At 72.5% G+C, this 14678-nt stretch carries 12 protein-coding genes and 1 rRNA gene; 7 read left to right on the plus strand and 6 right to left on the minus strand.

Translation table 11 applies throughout. The features are described from left to right. Positions 1-105, plus strand: a 5S ribosomal RNA gene (rrf, locus tag ACFCY7_RS36230); the annotation flags it as partial. A gap of 96 nt (positions 106-201) precedes the next feature. On the opposite strand, the gene ACFCY7_RS36235 is transcribed toward rrf, so the two are convergent. The 5 genes from ACFCY7_RS36235 to ACFCY7_RS36255 are packed head-to-tail and all read right to left on the minus strand — an operon-like array spanning position 202 to position 5606. Next, the gene (locus tag ACFCY7_RS36235) at positions 202-1512 is read right to left on the minus strand and encodes a DUF58 domain-containing protein (protein ID WP_376490329.1); all 1311 of its coding nucleotides are present in this window, start codon (positions 1510-1512) and stop codon (positions 202-204) included. A 12-nt stretch (positions 1513-1524) separates the two neighbouring features. After that, a complete protein-coding gene (locus ACFCY7_RS36240) occupies positions 1525-2508 on the minus strand; it encodes an AAA family ATPase (protein WP_376490330.1) in 984 nt (327 codons plus the stop codon). Continuing rightward, positions 2505-3695, minus strand: a complete 1191-nt coding sequence (locus tag ACFCY7_RS36245; protein ID WP_376490331.1) for a DUF4350 domain-containing protein — start codon at positions 3693-3695, stop codon at positions 2505-2507. The genes ACFCY7_RS36240 and ACFCY7_RS36245 overlap by 4 nt, the downstream gene beginning before the upstream one ends. Continuing rightward, positions 3692-4387, minus strand: a complete 696-nt coding sequence (locus tag ACFCY7_RS36250) for a DUF4129 domain-containing protein (RefSeq protein ID WP_376490332.1) — start codon at positions 4385-4387, stop codon at positions 3692-3694. Before ACFCY7_RS36250 ends, ACFCY7_RS36245 begins: the two co-directional genes overlap by 4 nt. Before the next feature lie 4 nt (positions 4388-4391). Then, a complete protein-coding gene (locus tag ACFCY7_RS36255) occupies positions 4392-5606 on the minus strand; it encodes a hypothetical protein (protein ID WP_376490333.1) in 1215 nt (404 codons plus the stop codon). Positions 5607-5937: 331 nt separating this feature from the next. Here ACFCY7_RS36255 and mtrA point away from each other — a divergent pair, with 331 nt between their 5' ends. The 6 genes from mtrA (at position 5938) to ACFCY7_RS36285 (ending at position 13417) form a co-directional block, all read left to right on the plus strand. Next, positions 5938-6615, plus strand: coding sequence for a two-component system response regulator MtrA (mtrA, locus tag ACFCY7_RS36260; RefSeq protein WP_010356958.1), 678 nt, complete (start codon positions 5938-5940; stop codon positions 6613-6615). Between the two features lies 1 nt (position 6616). Next, positions 6617-8629, plus strand: a complete 2013-nt coding sequence (mtrB, locus tag ACFCY7_RS36265) for an MtrAB system histidine kinase MtrB (RefSeq protein ID WP_376490334.1) — start codon at positions 6617-6619, stop codon at positions 8627-8629. Positions 8630-8702: 73 nt separating this feature from the next. Continuing rightward, on the plus strand, positions 8703-10484 hold the full coding sequence (locus ACFCY7_RS36270; protein WP_376490337.1) for an LpqB family beta-propeller domain-containing protein: 1782 nt from the start codon (positions 8703-8705) through the stop codon (positions 10482-10484). Between the two features lie 188 nt (positions 10485-10672). Continuing rightward, on the plus strand, positions 10673-11476 hold the full coding sequence (locus ACFCY7_RS36275) for a ComF family protein (RefSeq protein WP_376490335.1): 804 nt from the start codon (positions 10673-10675) through the stop codon (positions 11474-11476). Positions 11477-11771: 295 nt separating this feature from the next. Next, positions 11772-12452, plus strand: a complete 681-nt coding sequence (hpf, locus tag ACFCY7_RS36280; RefSeq protein ID WP_366304815.1) for a ribosome hibernation-promoting factor, HPF/YfiA family — start codon at positions 11772-11774, stop codon at positions 12450-12452. Positions 12453-12664: 212 nt separating this feature from the next. Next, complete coding sequence (locus ACFCY7_RS36285) at positions 12665-13417, plus strand: response regulator transcription factor (protein ID WP_073913298.1); 753 nt, start codon at positions 12665-12667, stop codon at positions 13415-13417. Here the strand turns inward: ACFCY7_RS36285 and ACFCY7_RS36290 are convergent. Beyond that, complete coding sequence (locus ACFCY7_RS36290; protein ID WP_376490336.1) at positions 13414-14577, minus strand: winged helix-turn-helix domain-containing protein; 1164 nt, start codon at positions 14575-14577, stop codon at positions 13414-13416. The two genes, ACFCY7_RS36285 and ACFCY7_RS36290, sit on opposite strands and share 4 nt — an antisense overlap. Positions 14578-14678: the final 101 nt, after the last annotated feature.

Here is a 14678-nt window from a genome sequence, read left to right on the forward strand (position 1 = left end):
AGCGTTAGGGATACGCCCGGTTACATTCCGAACCCGGAAGCTAAGCCTTTCAGCGCCGATGGTACTGCAGGGGGGACCCTGTGGGAGAGTAGGACACCGCCGAACAATCATTGTGGGAAAGCCCCGCACCTCATGGTGCGGGGCTTTTCTGCGTTTACGGGACGGAATCCCTTTCGGGAGCCGTATGGGTGGTTGTCGTGGTCAGAGGCGGCCGGCTGCTTTGAGCGCGAGGTAGGCGTCGGCCAGGGCGGGGGCGAGGGTTTCAGGGGAGGCGTCGACGACGGTGACGCCGTGGCGGTGGAGCTGGTCGGCGGTGCGGGACCGCTGCGACTGGGTCTGGGTGGCTGCGGCGGCCTCGTACACGCCGTCGATGGTGCCGCGAGACGCCGCCATGCGGGCGATGTGGGGATCGGCCACGGAGGCCACCAGGACCGTGTGGCGCTGTGTGAGCTGAGGGAGGACCGGGAGGAGGCCTTCCTCGATCGGGGCGGCGTCGAGGCTCGTGAGCAGCACGATGAGGGAGCGGCGCGGGGCGCGGGTGAGGGCGGTCGCGGCGAGGCCGCGGGCGTCCGTCTCGACCAGCTCGGGTTCGAGGGGGGCGAGGGCGTTGACCACGGCCGGGAGGGCGTCGCCGGCGGATCGGCCCTGGACCTGGGCGCGGAGGCGGCGGTCGTAGGCGAGGAGGTCCACGCGGTCACCGGCGCGGGAGGCGAGCGCGGTGAGGAGCAGGGCCGCGTCCATGGAGGCGTCGAGGCGGGGGACGTCGCCGACGCGGCCCGCGGAGGTGCGGCCGGTGTCGAGGACGATGAGGATGTGCCGGTCGCGTTCCGGGCGCCAGGTGCGGACGGCGACCGTGTTCTGTCGAGCCGTGGCCCGCCAGTCGATCGAGCGGGTGTCGTCGCCGGGGACGTATTCGCGGAGACTGTCGAACTCCGTGCCCTCACCGCGGATCAGAACGCTGGTGCGGCCGTCGAGTTCGCGGAGCCGGGCTAGGCGGGACGGCAGGTGCTTGCGGCTGGTGAAGGGCGGGAGGACGCGGACCGTCCAGGGGACCTCGTGGTTGCCCTGGCGGGCCGCGAGGCCGAGGGGGCCGTACGAGCGGATGGTGATCCGTTCGGCGTGGCGGTCGCCGCGGCGCGTGGGGTGGAGGGCCGTGGCGAGGCGGCGGCGTTCGCCGGCGGGGACCTTCAGTGTGTGGCGGGACGCGGCGTGTTCGGTGCCGGGGAGCCAGCTGCTGGGCGGCCAGGCGTCGCGGATCTGGGCACGAAGGGGCCTGCGGGACGGGTTGGTGACGGTGAGTCGGACATCTGCCGCGTCACCGAGTCGAACGGATGTGTCACCGCTTCGGGTGAATTGCAGCTTTCGTACTGGCGCCGCCAGGGCGTAGTCGCACAGAATTGCTAGTGAGAGCGGCGCGTTCACCGCGAGCATCCCCGCCCAGCTGGGGGCGAGGAGGCCGACGGGGAGCGATCCGAGGGCGGCGAGCAGCGCGGTGCGTCCGGTGAGGGCCATGGGGCGCCGTTCTCAGCGGGGTACGGGGACGTGGGCGAGGATCGAGTTGATGACGGAGTCGGGGGTGACCCCCTCCATCTCGGCCTCGGGCCGCAGGTGGATGCGATGACGCAGGGTGGGGAGAGCGAGTGCCTTCACGTCGTCCGGGGTGACGTAGTCCCGGCCGGTGAGCCAGGCCCAGGCGCGGGCGGTGGAGAGCAGGGCGGTGGCGCCTCGGGGAGAGACCCCGAGCGTGAGCGAGGGGGATTCACGCGTGGCACGACAGATATCGACGACATAGCCGGCGATCTCGGGGGAGACCGAGACCTTGGCGACGGCGGCTCGGGCTGCTTCCAGCTCGGCGGGGCCCGCGACGGGGCGGACGCCGGCGGCCTTCAGGTCGCGGGGGTCGAAGCCTTCGGCGTGACGGGTGAGGACCTGGATCTCGTCCGCGCGCGAGGGCAGAGGGACCGTCAGTTTGAGCAGGAACCGGTCCAGTTGGGCCTCAGGGAGAGGGTAGGTGCCCTCGTACTCGACGGGGTTCTGGGTCGCGGCGACCAGGAACGGCTCGGGCAGGGCGCGGGGAGTGCCGTCGACGGTGACCTGGCGTTCCTCCATCGCCTCCAGGAGGGAGGACTGGGTCTTCGGGGGCGTGCGGTTGATCTCGTCGGCGAGCAGCAGGTTGGTGAACACCGGGCCGGGCTGGAAGGAGAACTCTGCGGTCCGGGTGTCGTAGACCAGGGAGCCGGTGACGTCGCTCGGCATCAGGTCGGGGGTGAACTGGACGCGCTTGGTGTCGAGTTCGAGGGCGGCGGCGAGCGAGCGGACCAGCAGGGTCTTGGCGACTCCGGGGACGCCTTCGAGGAGGACGTGTCCCCGGCAGAGCAGGGCGACGACGAGACCGGTGACGGCGGGGTCCTGGCCGACCACGGCCTTCGCGATCTCGGTGCGCAGGGCCTCCAGGGAGGCGCGGGCGCTGTCCGAGTCCGTAGCGGTCTCGGGGGTCGGGGCGCTCATGAGGTGCGTACCTCTCTTTCGAGGGCGTCGAGTTGGTCCGCCAGGCGGATGAGGGCGGCGTCGTCGGCGGGAGCCGGGCCGAAGAGGAGGGTGCGGGGGTCCGCGGTGGTGCCCGGGAGGCGGGCGGAGAGTGCGGGGAGGAGGCGCTCGGGGGAGTGGGCGTCCTGGCGGGCGACGCCGAGCAGGGGGGCGAGGCGGGCGCGGGTCGCGGTGCGCAGGACGGTGGCGGCGCGGTCGCGGGCGTCGGCCTTGCGGTAGAGGCGGGCGCGGCCCTCGGTGGCTTCGGAGGCGCGGAGGGCGACCGGGAGTCGTTCGGTCACCAGGGGGCCGAGGCGGCGGCCGCGCCAGATGGCGGCGAGCAGGGCCGCGAAGGCGAGTTGGAGGGTGCCCCACAGCCAGCCGGAGGGGATGAGGGAGAAGAAGCTGTCCGGGGTGTCGTCGGTGGTGGCCGAGGTGTCGGCGAGGGAGGGGAGGTACCAGACGAGATGGGGCCGGGAGCCGAGGAGTTGGAGGGCGAGCGAGGCGTTGCCCTGCTGGTCGAGACGGTTGTTGGACAGGATGTCGGGCGAGCCGATGAGGACCGTGTCCGTGGTGCCGGGGCCGGGGAGGCGGACCAGGGTCGGCAGGCCGTCGGAGGGGTAGCACGTGTCGGCGGTGGTGCCGGGGGAGGTGAGGTAGCGCTCGCCGCCGAGGTCGACGCTGCCGGCGCGGGTGGCGGCGGGAAGGGCGCAGGACGGGGCGAGGTTCCGTACGGAGGCGCTGGTGGCGGCAGTGATGCCGGGGGCCAGGGTGTCGAGGGAGGCCGTGCCCGCGCCGACGAGGACGGTACGGCCGGTGGAGCGGGCCATGGTCGCGTGGAGGGTGGCCTGCTGGGTGCCCGTCAGGAGGTCGGGGGTGGTGACCAGGAGCGTGGAGGCGGGGTCGGTCGCGGCCGTGGCCTCGTCGAGGGTGGTGGCCACGGTGATCGTGACGCCTCGGGCCTTGAGGAGTTCGGCGACGGCGCGGCTGCCGGAAGGGTCGGCGGAGCGGGGGTCGAGGGCGCCGTGGGCGTCGCCGGAGCGCATGGTCGCGAGGGCGATGCCGCCGATCAGGACGAGGGCGACGACCAGGGCGGCGCTGCGGACCCGGGTCCAGACCCGGCGGGCGGAGGGGGCCGTCGACGTGGGGGCGGTGGCCGCGCGGCTCATGCGGGAGCCTCCGTGGAGGCCGCGTCGAGGGTGGGGCGGGTGCGCTCGAGGGCGGTGTCGAGTGCTTCGACGCGGCGGTACGCGGGTTCGTCGGCGGTGCGGCCGCCGTATGTGACGTCGTCGAAGGCGCGGGCCGCGAGGCGGAGGTCGTCCGCGCGGGAGGGCAGGGAACGGCCCGCCTCGGCGGCGGCCTCGTCGGCGGTGCGGCCGGGGCGGGGGTCGAGCAGGGTGCGCTCCTCCAGGGAGCGGACGATGGCCCGCATCCGTTCCTGGACCGCCTCGTTCCAGCGGCCCGCGGAGGCGTGGCGGGCGGCGGCAGAGCGGTGCTCGCGGGCGGTGCGGGGGCCGTCGGCGAAGAGGGAGTCCCCGGTGGTGCCGGCGGTCCGGTGCGGGGTGCCCAGGCGCCACCAGAGGGCGGCGACGAGGGCGATCACGACCAGGACGACGGCGGCGACGCCGATGGCGCCGCCCGGGGTGGCGCCCGACACGGCGCCGAACAGGTCGTCGAGCCACTCCCAGAAGCGGTCGAGGCCGCGCTGGAGGAGGCTCGGATCGTTCTGGTGGTACGCCGGATCGGACAGCTCCCGCTCCGCCGCCTCGCGGGCGGGGAGGCGGGAGATGTCCACCGGTACGCCGTCGTCGGCGAGCAGTCGTGTCGGCGGTGCCGCGGTCGTTCCCCCCGTGACCGTCACGGCATCAGCCTCCGACGGTGCGGTCGCCGGGGGCGGAGTCGTAGCCGGGGAGTCCGGCGGCCCGGGCCAGTTCGAGGTCCAGGGCTTCGCGGCGGATGCGCTGGTCGATGTAGAGCAGGACGGTCACGCCGGCGGAGATCGGGAAGGTCACCGCGCTGGTGATCACGCCGCCGATGCCCGTGATGATCAGGAACGGCCAGCCGAAGGAGGTGGGCGTGCCGGAGAGGAGGCCCGAGAAGCCGTCGCCGTCGGCCGCGATGCCGACGATGGTGAACGGGATCGCGATGATCATGACGAAGAGGAAGATCAGCAGCTGGGTGAGCAGCGTGATCCCGAAGATCCGCCACCACGAGCCCTGCACCAGCTTGGCCGAGCGCTTCATCGACCGGATCACGCCCTGGCGTTCGAGCATCAGGGCGGGAGAGGCGAGGTTGAAGCGGATCACCAGCCAGACGGCGGCCGCCATGGCGCCGAGGCCGCCGAGGACGACGAGCGCCACGCCGGGGGCGCCACCGATCAGGAGCCCCGGGAGGAGACCGGCGCAGACGACGGCCGCGCCCAGTCCGGCCGTGAGCAGGGTCAGTCCGATCAGCTGGAGCAGGCGGGGGCGGGCCTCCTGCCAGGCGGAGCTCAGCGTGACCGGGCGGCCCAGGACGGCGCGGCTGATGACGACGGTCAGCAGGGCCGCGCTGACCGTGGACGCCATCAGCGTGACCAGCAGGGACGGGCCCAGGCCGATCAGCGAGGACTGGAACGACTCCAGGGACTGCTGGAGCTGTTCGGCGGGTGTGGCGTCCGGGCTGATCGCCTCGGGCGCGGGGACGAGATACCGCTGGGCCAGGATGTCGGCGATCTGGGAGATCACCGCGACCGTGACCGTGATGGTGAGCACCGTGCGCCAGTAGGTGCGGAGCGTCTTCGCCGCCCCGTCGAGGATCTCGCCCATGCCGAGCGGGCGCAGCGGGATCACGCCGGGCTTCGCGGCCGGCGGCCTGCCCCAGTTCACATGAGGGGGCGGAGCTCCCCAGTTCTGGCCGGCGGCGGGCGGCGGCGTCTGTCCGGTGGGCGGGGACCACTGGCCGGCGGGCGGCTGGTCCTTCGACCACTGGGGGGCGGAGCCGTTCGCGTCGGCCGGAGCGGCGGGCCGGGGAACCCCGGAGCCGTCCTGGCCGTCGGAGGGGGCGGATCCGGGCGAGGTCCAGCCCGGAGTGTCGTTCACGGTCGTCCACCTCGGAGGAATGGTCGCGGTGCCGGATCGGCGAAACCGGCTCGGTCACGGCGGCCGACACCTGACACGGCGGCGGGCCGGGTGCCATCGTGCCACGCGGGGCTCACCGGCGGGCGGGGGCCGCCGACTCGTTCGTACCTTCATCCGGACCTTCATTGTGCGAGCGGCAGGCGGCACACTGTGCGGATGCCCGATGAGGCCGCACGATCCGTGCGGTGACGGGCCGAACGGGGTGCGGTCGGCAAGATCGCGACCCGAGCTGGGGGAGGCGCTGTGGGGCAGGTCACGGCAGGTAACGATTGGCTAATGGGATGATGTCGATATGAAGGGACGCGTTCTTGTCGTCGACGACGACACCGCACTGGCCGAGATGCTCGGCATCGTGCTGCGGGGTGAAGGGTTCGAGCCGTCGTTCGTCGCGGACGGTGACAAGGCGCTTGCCGCATTTCGGGAGGCCAAGCCTGACCTGGTGCTGCTCGACTTGATGCTGCCCGGACGGGACGGCATCGAGGTGTGCCGCCTGATCAGGGCCGAGTCGGGTGTGCCGATCGTCATGCTCACGGCCAAGAGCGACACGGTGGACGTGGTGGTGGGCCTGGAGTCCGGCGCCGACGACTACATCGTGAAGCCGTTCAAGCCGAAGGAGCTCGTCGCCCGTATCCGGGCGCGGCTGCGGAGGTCCGAGGAGCCGGCGCCGGAGCAGCTGACCATCGGTGACCTGGTCATCGACGTGGCCGGGCACTCCGTGAAGCGGGACGGGCAGTCCATCGCCCTGACCCCGCTCGAGTTCGACCTGCTCGTCGCGCTGGCGCGCAAGCCGTGGCAGGTCTTCACCCGTGAGGTCCTGCTGGAGCAGGTCTGGGGTTACCGGCACGCGGCCGACACCCGGCTGGTGAACGTGCACGTCCAGCGGCTGCGCTCGAAGGTCGAGAAGGACCCGGAGCGCCCGGAGATCGTGGTGACCGTCCGTGGTGTCGGTTACAAGGCGGGACCGAGCTGACATGAGTGCAGGCAGTACTGCTCCGAAGCCCGGGGATCCGGGAGTCCGTACGGGGCGGACTGCCGGACCGGGGCGGGGGGGCTCGCGTTCCGGCCGTCTGCCGCGCGGCGGACGGCTCCTCCAGGGCGGGACGCCGGGAGGAACCGTCTTCCGGCTCTTCGTGCGCTGGGTGCGCCGCCCGCTGCTGCCCGCCCTGCGGCTGTGGCGGCGGAACATCCAGCTGCGGGTCGTCGCCGGCACCCTGCTGATGTCGCTCGGCGTGGTGCTGCTGCTCGGCATCGTCGTGATCGGGCAGGTTCGCAACGGCCTGTTCGAAGCCAAGGAGAAGGCCGCCCAGAGCCAGGCCGCCGGCGGGTTCTCCGCCGCCCAGGACCGGGCGGCGACCACGTCCTCGGCCCCCGGCCAGCAGGAAGGCGTCCGGGCGGGCGCGTCCGTGAACTGGCGCTCCACGCTGGTCGAGCAACTCGCCAGCGGTGGCCAGAGCGCCTTCAACGTGGTCGCGCTCTCCCTCGAAACCGGTGAGGCCGCGAGCCGCGGTGCCCGCGCCTCCGGCGAGGTCGACCCGACCACGAGCATCCCGGCCGAACTGCGCCACTCCGTGGCCCAGGGCACGGACACCTTCCAGCAGTCCACCCGGATCCACTACACCAGCGGCAAGGCGTCCGAGCGCGGGCTCGTGATCGGCAAGCGGCTCAACGACGCCGAGGGCAAGCAGTACGAGCTGTACTACCTCTTCCCGCTGACGCAGGAGGAGGACTCCCTCACCCTGGTCAAGGGCACGCTCGCGACCGCCGGACTGTTCGTCGTCGTCCTGCTCGGCGCCATCGCCTGGCTCATGGTGCGCCAGGTCGTCACCCCCGTACGGATGGCCGCGGGGATCGCCGAGCGGCTCTCCGCCGGCCGGCTCCAGGAACGGATGAAGGTCACCGGCGAGGACGACATCGCGCGGCTCGGCGAGGCCTTCAACAAGATGGCGCAGAGCCTCCAGCTGAAGATCCAGCAGCTGGAGGAGCTGTCGCGGATGCAGCGGCGGTTCGTCTCGGACGTGTCGCACGAGCTGCGCACCCCGCTGACCACGGTCCGGATGGCGGCCGACGTCATCCACGAGGCGCGGGTCGACTTCGACCCCGTGACCGCGCGTTCCGCCGAGCTCCTCGGCGACCAGCTCGACCGCTTCGAGTCGCTGCTCTCCGACCTCCTGGAGATCAGCCGCTTCGACGCGGGAGCGGCGGCGCTGGAGGCCGAGCCGATAGACCTGCGCCAGGTCGTCCGGCGGGTGATCGGCGGTGCCGAACCCCTCGCCGAGCGCAAGGGCACCCGGATCGTGGTCGTCGGCGACAAGCAGCCCGTGGTGGCCGAGGCGGACGCCCGCCGGGTCGAGCGGGTGCTGCGCAACCTCGTCGTCAACGCCGTCGAGCACGGCGAGGGCCGCGACGTGGTGGTGAAGCTGGCCGCCGCGGGCGGAGCCGTCGCCGTCGCCGTCCGCGACTACGGCGTCGGACTCAAGCCGGGCGAGGCCACCCGGGTCTTCAACCGCTTCTGGCGCGCCGACCCCGCCCGCGCGCGCACCACCGGCGGCACGGGCCTCGGCCTGTCGATCGCCGTCGAGGACGCCCGGCTGCACGGCGGCTGGCTCCAGGCCTGGGGCGAGCCCGGTGGCGGTTCGCAGTTCCGGCTGACCCTGCCGCGCACCGCGGACGAGCCGCTGCGGGGCTCCCCGATCCCGCTGGAGCCCGAGGACTCGCGGCGCAACCGCGAGCAGGCGGCCGCCGGGCGTGCCCAGGAGAACGCGCGCCGGGTCCCGGCGCAGCCCGCCGGGGAGCGGCCCCCGCTCCCCGTACCGCCGAGGCTGCCCGCGCCGTCGCGGGCGACCGTCGACCCGACGGCCCTGCCCGGCAGCGGTGCGCGGGTGGTCGCGCGCGCGGCCACGGAGACCGACGGCGGCGAGACGACCACGGCGGGGGCCGGTGGGAACGGGAACGCGGAGCGGGAGGACGGGACACGTGGGCGCTGACTCCCGAGTGGAGCACGCGGGGCGGGGACGGGTGACGCGGGTGGTCGTGCTGGCCGCGTGCGGCGGGCTCCTCATGACCGCCTGCGCGACGATGCCCGACAGCGGTGACGTCCAGGCGGTGAAGGGGGCCAACCAGGGCGACTCGCAGGTACGGGTCTACGCCGTCGCGCCCCGCGACAACGCCGAACCGGACGAGATCGTCGACGGCTTCCTCGAAGCCATGACCAGTGACGACCCGGGCTTCGCCACCGCCCGCAAGTACCTGACGAACAGGGCCGCGCGGAGCTGGAAGCCGGAGCAGAGCATCACCGTGCTCACCACCGCGCCCGACCGCGAACCTGCCGACCGCAATGCCGACCCCGAGAACCAGGGCCGCGCCTACCCGCTCTCCGGGCGCAAGATCGCCACCGTGGACGCCCGGCACGCGTACCAGCCGGTCAGTCCCGCCGAGTACGTCCAGTCGATCCACGTCGTGCAGCAGCCCACGGCGAACGGCAAGGGCAAGGAGTGGCGCATCGACAGCCTCCCGCCCGGCCTGGTGCTCGGCGAGGCCGACTTCCTGCGCAACTACCGCTCGGTCAACAAGTACTACTTCGCCTCCGGGGAGGACTGGGTCGTCGCCGACCCCGTCTACATCCGGCAGCGGCAGGACCCGGTCACCCGGATGGATCCGGTGACGCAGACGGTCAAGGCGCTGCTCGAAGGACCGACGAACTGGCTGAAGCCCGCCGTCGACTCGTCGTTCCTCTCCGGGACGGAGCTGAAGGAGGGCGTCACCACGCTGGCGCCCGACGACCAGTCCACGCTGCGCGTGCCGCTCAACGCCAAGGCGGACCGGGCGGGCGGCGACGCCTGCCGCCGGATGGCCGCGCAGCTGCTCTTCACGCTCGGTGACCTGACCTCCGTACGGGTCGAGCAGGTGGAGCTCCTCGGGTCCGGCGGCCAGTCGCTGTGCCGGCTGGGCAAGGGGCAGGCGGCCGAGTTCGCCGCCGTCCGCAACGCGGACCGCGGGGAGAACCCGTACTTCGTCGACAGCCACGGCAAGCTGATGATGCTGATGGTCGGCGCCAAGGAGTCCGCCACGCCCACCGAAGTGGCGGGGCCGCTCGGCAAGAGCGGCGTGCAGCTCAGGTCCGTCGCCGTCGACCGGGGCGAGACCCGGGCCGCCGGGGTCGGGGCGACCGGCCGTGAGCTGTACGTCTCCTCGATCACCACCGAGCAGGACATGCCGGCCGCGATCCTCAGGAGCAAGGCCGCCCGGCCCGAGGACCGGCTGTCCGCGCCCAGCTGGGACGGCCGCGGCGATCTGTGGGTCGCCGACCGGGACCCCGCCTCGCCGCGCCTCTGGATGGTGCCCGACGGCACCGGCGACCCCGTCGAGGTCCGTACGCCCTGGTTGGACGACGACGCCCGGATCGAGTCGCTGCGGGTCTCCGCGGACGGCGTCCGGATCGCGCTGGTGGTCACCCGCGGCGAGCGCACGACCCTGCAGATCGGCCGGGTCCAGCGCCAGACGGCAGGTGACGAGCGGGTCGTCTCCGTCCTCGACCTCCAGCCCGCCACGCCCCGGATGGAGTCCGTCACGGCCGTCTCCTGGGCCGGCCCGAGCCGGCTCGTCGTGGTCGGCAGGGAAGCGGGCGGCGTCCAGCAGATCCGCTACCTCCAGACCGACGGCTCGACATCGGCGACCTCGGTCCTGCCCGGTCTCGACGGGGTGACCTCCGTCGCCGCCCCGCAGAACGACAAGACGCCCGTCGTCGCCGACTCCGGCAGCGACGGCATCGTCCGCCTCGTCCCGGGGACCAACTGGCAGCCGGTGGTCAAGACGGGGGGCTCGCCGGTCTATCCGGGGTAGCGGGGTCGGAGGGATCGGCGGGTTTGGCGGGATAGGCGGGATCCGACGGGGTGGTTTTCCGCCGGAGACCGAGAGGGCCCAGCAGGTTTCGGGGTGGGGCCTGGGGGTCGGCACCTGACGTACTCCGGAGGGGCGCGGGGTTTTCCACAGGGGTGGCCGAGGGGCGCCGGGAGGCGCAGAGTGGAGCCATGCGGGGGTGGTGGCGGGAGATCGCCGGGCTGGTGCTGCCGGTCGCCTGCGGAGGCTGCGGCAGGCCGCGGGCGGAGGTGTGTCCGTCGTGTGCGGCCGAGCTGCGGGGTACGGGGACGAGTCGGGTGCGGCCCTCGCCCGAGCCCGTCGGGCTGCCGGTGGTGCATGCTGCCGCGCCGTATGCCGGCGCCGTACGGGAGCTGCTGCTCGCGCACAAGGAGCGGGGGGCGCTGACGTTGGCCCGGCCTCTGGGGGGAGCGCTCGCCGCGGCCGTGGAGGCCGCTGCGGGGGTGCAGGAGGGCCTCGGAGGGCCGCCGCTGCTCCTTGTACCGGTGCCGTCGTCACGACGTTCCGTACGGGCACGTGGGCACGATCCGACGCGGCGGATCGCGCTCGCGGCGGCGGCGCGGCTGCGGAGGTCGGGGCGGGCGGCGCGGGTCGTGCCCGTGCTGCGCCAGCGGAGGTACGTGGCGGACCAGGCGGGCCTCGGAGCGCGCGGGCGGCTCGCGAACCTGGCCGGGGCACTGGAGGTCGTGCCGGGCGGCGCGCGGCTCCTGACGGCGGGAAGGGTGGTCCTCGTGGACGACCTGATGACCACGGGCGCCTCGCTCGCGGAGGCGGCGCGCGCCCTCGGAGGCGTACACCCGCCGTTCATTCGGGGAATACCGCACGGCTTACCGGCCGGTTCGGCGCAGCGCGAATTCGAACAGCGGGTAGGGGCTGTGATCGCATCCTCTCCAGCCTCGTTCGAAATAAACCGGAACTCGCCGGGAACTTGGATCGTTGCAGGTGGTGAGTGGTGAAAGCACTCGAACGGAGCTATGTCGCGGTAGCGGGTGCCGACACCCGTCCGAAGGGGCTATGTTCGGTTGTGAGGAATGGCGAACGCCATCGCCTCACCGAATACATGGTTGCGCCTACAGGACAGGAGTTCAGGGCGAATTAACCTCTTGTCGATGGGGTGGGGATCTTGTCGACTGGGGAGGAGGAGGTGAAAGTCGCCAAGTCCGAGCTCCGGTAATCCACCGGAGTCTGGTGCAAAGGGAGATCCCCGGCGGCCAAGGAGCCGACCAGGGCGATCCGGGAACGGAGTTCTGCGTGGACATCGTCGTCAAGGGCCGCAAGACCGAGGTGCCCGAGCGGTTCCGCAAGCACGTGGCCGAGAAGCTGAAGCTGGAGAAGATCCAGAAGCTCGACGGCAAGGTGATCAGCCTCGACGTCGAGGTGTCCAAGGAGCACAACCCGCGGCAGGCCGACAGGTCCGACCGCGTGGAGATCACCCTCCACTCCCGAGGCCCGGTGATCCGGGCGGAAGCTGCGGCAGGCGACCCGTACGCAGCGCTCGACCTCGCCAGCGACAAGCTCGAGGCACGACTGCGCAAGCAGCACGACAAGCGGTACACCCGCCGCGGCAATGGCAGGCTGTCGGCAGCGGAGGTCGGGGACGTGGTGCCCGGCGCCGCCCAGCTCAACGGTGACGGCCAACTGGCCGCCGACGAGCCCGACAAGGTGCCCACCACGATGATGGGCTCGATCGAAGTCCAGGGCGAGGGCCCGCTGGTGGTCCGTGAGAAGACCCACCGGGCCGCCCCCATGACGCTCGACCAGGCGCTCTACGAGATGGAGCTGGTCGGCCACGACTTCTACCTCTTCGTCGACTCCGACAACAAGCAGCCGAGCGTCGTCTACCGGCGACACGCGTACGACTACGGCGTCATCCACCTGGAGAGCGACCCGCTCGCCGAGGGCGGCGGCGCCGGCGGTGCACTCGGCGGCTGACCGGCCGCCGCCCCGCACCACCCCACACCTCAGCCGTCCCATTCGGTGCCCCTGGAGCGCACGGCGCCCCCCAGGGGCACCCCCGTGCGTCCATCGAGCACCCCAGCGCCGCCGGGGCATGAAATCATGGCGTGCACGCCAACCGGTGCTCTCCGAGCAGCGGTTGGAGGACCGGAAACGAATTCAGGCCACGGCCTTCAGGGGGAGGAACGATGGCGGACAGCTTCGGGCCGGTGCTCAGCGGGCGCGAGCACGGTGGTGCGGTCCCCGAGGGATCGGAATCGGACAGCGGTGCATTCCGCAAAGAGCCGATCCGGGTCCTCGTCGTGGACGACCATGCCCTCTTCCGCCGCGGACTCGAGATCGTCCTCGCGCAGGAGGAGGACATCCAGGTCGTCGGAGAGGCCGGTGACGGTGCCGAGGCCGTCGACAAGGCCGCCGATCTGCTGCCCGACATCGTGCTGATGGACGTACGCATGCCCCGGCGCGGCGGCATCGAGGCGTGCACCTCCATCAAGGAGGTGGCCCCCAGCGCGAAGATCATCATGCTGACGATCAGCGACGAGGAGGCCGACCTCTACGACGCGATCAAGGCCGGCGCCACCGGCTACCTCCTCAAGGAGATCTCCACCGACGAGGTCGCGACGGCGATCCGGGCGGTCGCGGACGGGCAGTCGCAGATCAGCCCGTCGATGGCGTCGAAACTCCTCACCGAGTTCAAGTCGATGATCCAGCGCACCGACGAGCGCCGGCTGGTGCCCGCGCCCCGGCTCACCGACCGCGAGCTCGAGGTCCTCAAGCTCGTCGCGACCGGGATGAACAACCGGGACATCGCCAAGGAACTCTTCATTTCCGAGAACACGGTGAAGAACCACGTCCGGAACATCCTGGAGAAGCTCCAGCTGCACTCGCGGATGGAGGCCGTGGTGTACGCGATGCGGGAGAAGATCCTGGAGATCCGCTAGTTCAGCGCGGCCACCAGGGCGGCGGCCAGGTCGGGGTGGTCGACGCGCTCGACCGAGACCGAGTCGCAGCCGACCCACTCGGCCGCCTCGCGCAGTGCCCGGGCGACGGCGGGGACGGCCTTGGGGCCGTCGAGGGTGATCTGGCGGGCGACGAGGGTGCGGCCCTCGCGGGCGGGGTCGACCCGGCCGACGAGGCGGCCGCCGGCGAGGACAGGCATCGCGAAGTAGCCGTGGATCCGCTTCGGCTTCGGCACGTACGCCTCCAGGCGGTGGGTGAAGCCGAAGATCCGCTCGGTGCGGGGCCGTTCCCAGATCAGCGAGTCGAACGGCGAGAGCAGCGTCGTGCGGTGCCGGCCGCGCGGCTCCGTCGCCAGGGCCGCCGGATCGGCCCAGGCGGGCTTCCCCCAGCCCGCCACCGTCACCGGCACCAGACCCGAGGCCTCGACCACCGCGTCGAACTGCTCGGCCTTGATCCGGTGGTAGTCGGCGATGTCCGTGCGCGTGCCCACGCCGAGGGCCTCGCCGGCCTGCCGCACCAGGCGTCGCACGCACTCGGTGTCGTCCAGGTCGTCGTGGAGCAGCTCCTGCGGGATCGCCCGCTCGGCCAGGTCGTACACCCGCTTCCAGCTGCGCCGCTCCGTGACGACGACCTCGCCGTACATCAGCGCCCGCTCGACGGCGATCTTGGAGTCGGACCAGTCCCACCACTCGCCCTTGTTCTTCGCGCCGCCCAGCTCCGTCGCCGTCAGCGGTCCCTGGTCCCGCAGCTGGTCGATCACCTTGTCGTACGCCCCGGGCGACAGCTCGTGGCCCCAGTGCGGGCGGTTGCGGTAGGCGCGCCGGCGGAAGGCGAAGTGCGGCCACTCCTCGACGGGCAGCACGCAGGCGGCGTGCGACCAGTACTCGAAGGCGTGCGCCCCGGTCCAGTACGCGTCCTCGACGGTCGTGCGGCCGACGGCGCCCAGGCGCGCGTACGGGATCAGCTCGTGGGAGCGGGCCAGTACGGAGATGGTGTCGAGCTGGACCTGGCCGAGCGACCTGAGGACCCCGCGCACCCCGGCCCTGCGGTCGGGAGCGCCCAGGAACCCCTGGGCGCGCAGCGCGATCCTGCGGGCGTCGTCGGCGGACAGTTCGGCGGCGGGGCGCGGCGCAGTCGTCATGGACCGCACCCTAGGCCCCGGCACTGACAAGCGGCCCTGCCCCGCCCTAGGGCCTGTCGTCACATTCCCGTCTGCCCCGCGGGCGACGACGGGAATGTGAC

The sequence above is a fragment of the Streptomyces sp. NPDC056361 genome (genome assembly GCF_042262805.1).
In the GTDB taxonomy this organism is placed as follows: domain Bacteria; phylum Actinomycetota; class Actinomycetes; order Streptomycetales; family Streptomycetaceae; genus Streptomyces.

Excerpts from the sequence above, each read along its gene's own strand:
- ACFCY7_RS36285 (WP_073913298.1), top strand. The coding sequence starts at position 12,665 with ATGGCGGACAGCTTCGGGCCGGTGCTCAGCGGGCGCGAGCACGGTGGT.
- mtrB (WP_376490334.1), top strand. The coding sequence starts at position 6,617 with ATGAGTGCAGGCAGTACTGCTCCGAAGCCCGGGGATCCGGGAGTCCGT.
- ACFCY7_RS36290 (WP_376490336.1), bottom strand. The coding sequence starts at position 14,577 with ATGACGACTGCGCCGCGCCCCGCCGCCGAACTGTCCGCCGACGACGCC.
- ACFCY7_RS36275 (WP_376490335.1), top strand. The coding sequence starts at position 10,673 with ATGCGGGGGTGGTGGCGGGAGATCGCCGGGCTGGTGCTGCCGGTCGCC.
- ACFCY7_RS36245 (WP_376490331.1), bottom strand. The coding sequence starts at position 3,695 with ATGAGCCGCGCGGCCACCGCCCCCACGTCGACGGCCCCCTCCGCCCGC.
- ACFCY7_RS36235 (WP_376490329.1), bottom strand. The coding sequence starts at position 1,512 with ATGGCCCTCACCGGACGCACCGCGCTGCTCGCCGCCCTCGGATCGCTC.
- mtrA (WP_010356958.1), top strand. The coding sequence starts at position 5,938 with ATGAAGGGACGCGTTCTTGTCGTCGACGACGACACCGCACTGGCCGAG.
- ACFCY7_RS36270 (WP_376490337.1), top strand. The coding sequence starts at position 8,703 with ATGACCGCCTGCGCGACGATGCCCGACAGCGGTGACGTCCAGGCGGTG.
- ACFCY7_RS36240 (WP_376490330.1), bottom strand. The coding sequence starts at position 2,508 with ATGAGCGCCCCGACCCCCGAGACCGCTACGGACTCGGACAGCGCCCGC.